The sequence below is a fragment of the Bacteroides sp. genome (assembly GCF_028690125.1).
Taxonomy (GTDB): domain Bacteria; phylum Bacteroidota; class Bacteroidia; order Bacteroidales; family Bacteroidaceae; genus Bacteroides.
In genome coordinates this window covers 21,809-28,382 of the sequence record NZ_JAQVBV010000046.1, presented here as the reverse complement: position 1 = coordinate 28,382, position 6,574 = coordinate 21,809, and the positions used below count along the sequence as shown (strand labels likewise).

7 protein-coding genes are annotated in these 6,574 nt (G+C 38.9%); 5 read left to right on the top strand and 2 right to left on the bottom strand.

All coding sequences use genetic code 11. From position 1 onward, the window contains the following. Positions 1 to 87: 87 nt before the first annotated feature. Positions 88 to 876 (bottom strand): tyrosine-type recombinase/integrase, encoded by a 789-nt coding sequence (locus tag PHO71_RS21690; RefSeq protein WP_300207449.1) that lies wholly within the window; start codon positions 874 to 876, stop codon positions 88 to 90. Further along, the gene (locus PHO71_RS21685) at positions 877 to 1,032 is read right to left on the bottom strand and encodes a hypothetical protein (RefSeq protein WP_300207446.1); all 156 of its coding nucleotides are present in this window, start codon (positions 1,030 to 1,032) and stop codon (positions 877 to 879) included. Positions 1,033 to 1,039: 7 nt separating this feature from the next. Between PHO71_RS21685 and PHO71_RS21680 the strand changes: the two genes are divergently transcribed. From PHO71_RS21680 to PHO71_RS21660, 5 genes are all read left to right on the top strand, one after another. Further along, positions 1,040 to 1,300 (top strand): tyrosine-type recombinase/integrase, encoded by a 261-nt coding sequence (locus PHO71_RS21680; protein WP_300207443.1) that lies wholly within the window; start codon positions 1,040 to 1,042, stop codon positions 1,298 to 1,300. A gap of 407 nt (positions 1,301 to 1,707) precedes the next feature. Then, positions 1,708 to 2,643, top strand: coding sequence for a helix-turn-helix domain-containing protein (locus tag PHO71_RS21675; protein WP_300207440.1), 936 nt, complete (start codon positions 1,708 to 1,710; stop codon positions 2,641 to 2,643). Positions 2,644 to 3,166: 523 nt separating this feature from the next. Then, positions 3,167 to 4,663, top strand: a complete 1,497-nt coding sequence (locus PHO71_RS21670; RefSeq protein ID WP_300207438.1) for an AAA family ATPase — start codon at positions 3,167 to 3,169, stop codon at positions 4,661 to 4,663. 371 nt (positions 4,664 to 5,034) lie between these two features. Next, positions 5,035 to 6,003 carry a M14 family zinc carboxypeptidase gene (locus PHO71_RS21665; protein ID WP_300207436.1) on the top strand — a complete coding sequence of 323 codons (969 nt, stop codon included), beginning with the start codon at positions 5,035 to 5,037 and terminating at the stop codon, positions 6,001 to 6,003. 81 nt (positions 6,004 to 6,084) lie between these two features. Further along, positions 6,085 to 6,558 carry a DUF1257 domain-containing protein gene (locus PHO71_RS21660; protein ID WP_300207434.1) on the top strand — a complete coding sequence of 158 codons (474 nt, stop codon included), beginning with the start codon at positions 6,085 to 6,087 and terminating at the stop codon, positions 6,556 to 6,558. Positions 6,559 to 6,574 lie beyond the last annotated feature (16 nt).

Here is a 6,574-nt window from a genome sequence, read left to right as displayed (position 1 = left end):
ATTGATTTTTGTGGCGTAAGGGCAATAAAAAAATGAAACAAAATCCAAACCTTTTATCGGTGTATATGTATGAAATCAACATTTACGTTAAAAGGTTTGGATTTTATTTAAGTTTGGATAACTCCAGTCATGAATTCTGGGACCTTTTCCTCCTCCAAGGTACGGAATTCCAGCCTGCTGGAGGAATAACCGGTGTACCTCATAAATGACATCCCCACTCATTCTGCCTCCATTAGAAGTGGTGAAAATATAGTCCTCATCATCCAGCAGATAAAAGCATTTTTCCTTAAACAGCTTCATGAGCATCCTGAGATCATTCCCCAATACAATATAGCGCTCGCAGTCATTCTTGGCTTCAAAAAGCTTGATAATTCCATTCTCCAAATCTATATCTTTTTTTCGTATTCCCAGGGTCTCATTAATTCTTGTTCCGCAGCAATACAGCAGGCGGAATAAGACCGGGTATTGGATTGCATCCTTGCGATTTTGGACAGATTCATATGTATCTACTGCCTGAAAGTATCTTCTTATTTCAGATTCTGTATAAATATGGGGTTGAAATTCTGTTGGCTTAAACCGGATATCCCTGGTAACAAAAACATCATAGCCTTTCTGGCTGAGGAATATGAGAAACTGTTTGACTCCATTAATTCGGGAATAATGCGTGGTAGTGGCTTCGGTATCCTTTTTCGGTATCCATTTTATAGCGTCTATTGTAGTGAATACCGGCTCTTTAATTCCCTGCTGAACACAGAAACGATCAAAGTGACGCAGATTAACATAGAAACTGATAGCCTTGCAGCCCGAAGACACTTTGTAATCCAGATAGGAATTCATCTCATCTGCAAAAACAGAATGGAATACTGGTCTGTTCATTTATTGCACCTCCCATCTGAAATGGGCTGAATGCAGTTCAGGCATGGGAAGAGGGCAATGTCGCAATTTCTCTATATCGATGGACAAATATACTTTGGTTGTTTCTGTACTCTGATGTCCCATGACGGTGCTGATAACGGGCAGGGATATATTCATTTTTAGCATGTTAGTCGCAAGACTGTGGCGCTTATGGGGAGCTCCCCATAAGCGCCATACGGTTGCTACTCTTTTACTGGAAAAAGGTGAGAACATTAAGACGATCCAGGAATTATTAGGTCATGCAGATGCAAGTACTACATTGAACACCTATAGCCATGTAACAGCTCGTACAAAAGCAGCTAGTGCGGAAAGATTGAATAGTATAATCGGAAGTGTTCTTCCAAAGGTAGTTCTGGACGAAAGTATCCAGGAAAACAATCTATAGATGAAAACTTCTGTCAAAACTAGTGTCAAGTAAAAAAAATAGCACTTTCAGTACCATTGAAAGTGCCGGTATTACTTATGGTACGCCCGAGAGGAATCGAACCTCCGCTCCCGGCTCCGGAGACTGATGACGAGTATTCCGCAGTATCCTTAACTGTCCTGAATTATTCATTTTAGTGGCTTTCTTAATTAACAAATATACTGTTTAGTCCCAGTGAATTACTTAAAATACCTTCTTTTTTAATTCTGCTTTTAACCAAACTTTTAACCAAACTAATGTTCTGGGTAGTGTATAACATTAAGAGCATTAATATTATTTTCGTAGTAACGAGGATAATGTTAGTGCTTTTTTATTCTACAAATTATTTACGATATTTCTGACGCTTAGGAAAGGATCTGTTATTTAATATGAACAAAGAAAAGAACTTTATAAGATCAAAACAAAAATATGGAATGATATCTCAGAACATAATGCGAAATCCTTTCATAACGACAAAAGCAAAAGCACTTTATTCATATCTGGCCAGTTTTGCCGGCGCTGAAAACACGGCTTTTCCTGGTCGTAATTTGATATGCCATGAATTGGGATTGAACAAAGACACTTTATCTAAATATAATTGGGAATTACAATGCTGGCAGATCATAGAAATTGAAAAAACCAGGGGACAAAATGGTCAATGGGAAAATAATAATTATATTCTCGATCACTATCCCGCATTTGTGATGATGGAGAAAAAAGATTTTGAAGAATCAGTTTGGGCAAAATTAAAAGAAAAAATAAATAGAAACAGAAAGCCCGGTAAATCAACAAATTCACCATGTCCGAATTTTTCGGACATGGATAAAGGTAATATACCGTGTCCGAAAATACCGGACATGGTAAAACCGGACCCGGTGGAACCGGACCCGGAGATTTCGGACATTAACAATAACAGTCTCAACATTAACAATTCTAACACTAACATCATCAACAAAAAGCCAGATATTGATGAGTTGAACGAAAAGAATGAAGATGTTGATGTTGTAATAAATAATACTCAAATAACCCCTGACCACATAAAAGAGATATTTGAGTCATGTGGAATAACTAGTCTGCCTGCAGGGGTTATAGGAATACTTCAAGGTTATACGCAAGCCGAGGTATCTAAAATAGCTATTACGCTTAAAAATAAAAAACATGAAGGGAAGGTAGTTAGCCCTGTTGGACTGCTTGTTACACATCCGGATATTGCTAAGTCAATATTGAAAGATGAGTTTCTACCCGAACGGCCTCGATCATCAATCAGGGAAAAAAAGAAACGAAATACATATGAAGAATATGAAATCTATCAACCACCTAACTAAAATCGACTATAAACCAAAACAAGTAGCCAGGAGGATATTTAAAGCACTCCATTTAAGGACTTAAAATGCAAATTTTAAAATAAACTCTGTACAGTAAATCACAAAAAAGATAAAATTAATGTATAAATAAAAGCAAAAACATTACTAATTTCTTGCCTAAACAAAAATGGGTGACAAAAAGGTAACGTTTTCGAGTAGGTATCCGTGTGTCTCGGGGTAAGTGTTAAAATTTCATAGTCTATTTAAGAGAGGGTACACGCGTACCCTCTCCCTATATGATTATTTAAGTTTCAATGTCGATAATTCTTTGATAAAAACAAAGATTATATTGGTAAACTAAGTAAGAGAATGTTAATGTATAGTTGTTAGAAATATTTTATAGAAGTTCCTTCGAATAACGAAGGGCAAAAAAGTTGCATAAGTAAAAATCCGATAGGGAGAAGGCTCTGATTAATTTCAGGGCCTTTTTTTGTTGTCAAAAAATAATTAAAATCCTGCGTATACCGCAGGGAGGAGGGATAGTATGTTTAGAGAAAGTTTAGCTGCCTGTATCCGGGCAGCGGTGCCAGCCGTATCTGTAACTACTCCTGAGTGGGAGAGAGTTAGAGATGATGTACTTGGCGTAGCTAATAAGATGGAACTAAAGTTCGCTTATTGGAGCCACGTAAAAGGTCTGGTATCGGGTGACAACCAAGTAATCGCTGACCCCAGTAATCCGATGACAACCTTGATGGCAATTGAAGAATTAGAGGACTCAGTAATAGTATTCTTTAATTTCAATCTGCCATTAAAGCACCCGGCAATACAACAGAAAGTACGGGATATAATCCCCTACTGTAAAGCCAACGGAGTGCTACTGGTTTTTATCTCGGTGTCTGGAGAAATCCCCCCGGAATTAGAGAAGGAAATAATCTTGTTAGATTATGAACTTCCTGATAAAGATGCTATTAAAAAAACAATTGATAGCATGGGGGAAGTCCAAGCAGAAGACGGCTGTTACCAGCAAATGATTGAGGCTGCCACAGGGCTAACGCAAAGTGAAAGCGAGAATATAATTGCTTTAGCATTGGCCAAAAACAATTTGGTTTTAACCCAAGACGCGGTAGCACAAGTAAAAAAAGAAAAAGCCCAAGCATTAAGAAAATCCGGTGTATTAGAATTATATGAACCGGAAAATCTGCCTAAAGTGGGTGGGTTAGACCAACTTAAAATGTGGCTTTGGGAGAGAGGAAAAGCTTTTTCACCTGAAGCTCGGGAGTTTGGTCTACCGTTTCCCAAGGGCATCCTTGTATTCGGGGTTCCAGGTACCGGGAAATCCTTAATTGCAAAAACTATTAGTAAGCAGTGGGGATTCCCATTATTGATGATGGGTAATGTTCTGGACAAATTTGTGGGCGAATCTGAAAAGCGCATGAAAGATGCGTTGAAAATCGCCGAGCGCATGGCTCCCTGTGTTTTAATGATCGATGAGGTTGAAAAATTCTTTGCCGGCGTAGGAGGTAGTTCTGATTCGGGAGTATCAACTAGGGTTTTCGGGCAATTTCTTTCTTGGATGCAGGAGACAAAATCTCCTGTGTTCGTAGTAGCTACTGCGAATAATATAGGCGGTATGCCCCCTGAGCTACTCCGAAAAGGAAGATTTGATGAACTCTGGTTCGTTGACTTGCCAGGACGGGCTGAGAGGGAAGAAATCTTTAAAATTCATATTACTCGAAGGAATCGTGAAGTTGAAAATTTCGACCTCAAAAAATTAGCAAAAGAAACCAGTGGCTACACTGGCTCAGAAATCGAACAGGTTATAATAAGTGGCCTGTTCCGTGCCTTTAGTAAAAACGAGGACATAAACACTCAAATATTACTGGAAGCTGCCGAGGAAACCTCCCCCCTTTCGGATACTATGAAAGAGGATATTATGGCTATGCGGGATTGGGGTAAAGCCCGTGCAAGATTGGCATCTACAGCAGAGTTAGTGGCTCCCGAAACTCAAATGAATGCCTTCACGAGAAGGTTAAAACTATAAGGTACGCGCGTACCTAGTTAACATCCTTATTTATTCCGGTGTACCGGGGGATTATTAAACCCCGGGAAACCGGGGTAGAGGAGGGAATTTATGAAAACTGCTACAGTAAGCGAGCCCTTTCAGAAGCAAATTAAGGAAAAGCAGGTATCAAAATATTTGGTGATACGAATTAAAATACCCAATATTAAAATACCTTCTTGGTTCATTCCGACTTTGCAAATTCTGGGATTTATAGTGTTCGTCTCTTTGGCGAACGGGATAATTGGAATATAGATAAACTGGTCGAACGCTGTGCCCCCTAACCCGGGGCACTTTTATTATGGGGAAATCCTAAAATCCTCTGTTTATCAGAGGGAGAGAGAGGTGATCTTATGAAGAATTTAAAAGTTATTATTTTGGTTGCATTTATAGTTATCGTATTTGCGCAACCCGTAATGCCAGCTCTATATCTCGATCAGGTCGATACTGGTATCGAGAGCATTTTTATAGATAACTGCAATTATATAACCATTAATGATGCGAATTTATTGTTAGGAGAAGCACAGTATAATGGCGAAAATCTTGATAACAATATTCCACTTAGGGTTATCACGAATCAAAAAGATTACTTTGTCCGGTGGGATGAAAGTAATATTTATCTAAGTACTAGCAAACCAAGTATCACCCGCCAGATCGTAGGCAATAGCTACCAACAACGCCCAATCGAAGCAGTTTACATGACTCCGCCAGATTATACTAAGACTATATTAGCCACATTTGCGCTACATGGGTTTGAGGATCAATACAATAACGATGGCAAGATATTGACACAAATAGCTGAACAAGTAATTAAGCAGTATTCAGAACAACCCGAATTATTGAAATTTGCCAGAATAATTATCCTCCCTTGTGTAAATCCGGACGGTGTTTATTTAGGTGTAAGTAAAAATGGTTTTGGACGGTGTAACGCTCAAGGAATAGATATAAACCGAGACTTCGATTACAACTGGGGATATATTAATATACCTCGTTTTAAAACCGGAGAACAACCGTTCGCTACGCCGGAAGCACAAATATTAAGGAATTTATTTTTAAAAGAACACCCTGATGTAGTGCTGGATTTTCATGGTTGGTTAAATTGCACGTACAGTAATGATCCTGATTTAAAGTATTCTTTTATCACCAATTTAAACCTTGGTCCAGAAAAGAAACCATTGCCCGGTTTTAACCCAATGCAAGGGTATTTTTATGGTTGGGTATCACAGTATTCAAAAGCGGCCTTAATAGAATACCCATATATGGACACTAGTATATTAACCGGGCAGACGATACAGGTATTAAATAAAATAATCCAAAATTAAGCGGTTTTCTAATGAAGCCGCTTTTTTGTTGCAAAAAATTAATTAAAATCTCTCGTTCATCGGGAGGAGGGAGGTAGGTATATGTCACATTGGTTCTCAGTTAAAACCAAATTTCTAAGTCAGCCCGCTATAACAAAAACTGCAAATGAGTTGGGCTTTATTGTTAAATCTAATGCAATTTGCAGAGGTTACAACGGGCAAAAGAAAAAATGCGATCTGGTGGTTCAGTTGCCGGGAGAATACGATTTAGGGCTTGAAAAACAAGCCGACAATTCGTATTTAGTATCGGCTGATTTCTGGTGGGATCACATAAGCCAATACTTAGCTGACCCAACCACATTAGCATCCGCAGAGAAGGCATCGGAGGATTTGCGGTCCGATAAAAAATACGCAGAAGCCGACGCTGCCGTTGCAGAAGCCAAAATGAGCAAGTTTACTAAAATGTACAATCGCTTTGCTGTACAAGAACTTGCTAAAGCACAGGGCCTGCAATACATGGAATCCATTCTTGAAGATGGAACCATGGTATTGGAGTTAACCGGCAATCCCTACTAGGAAGGAGGTTTTACAG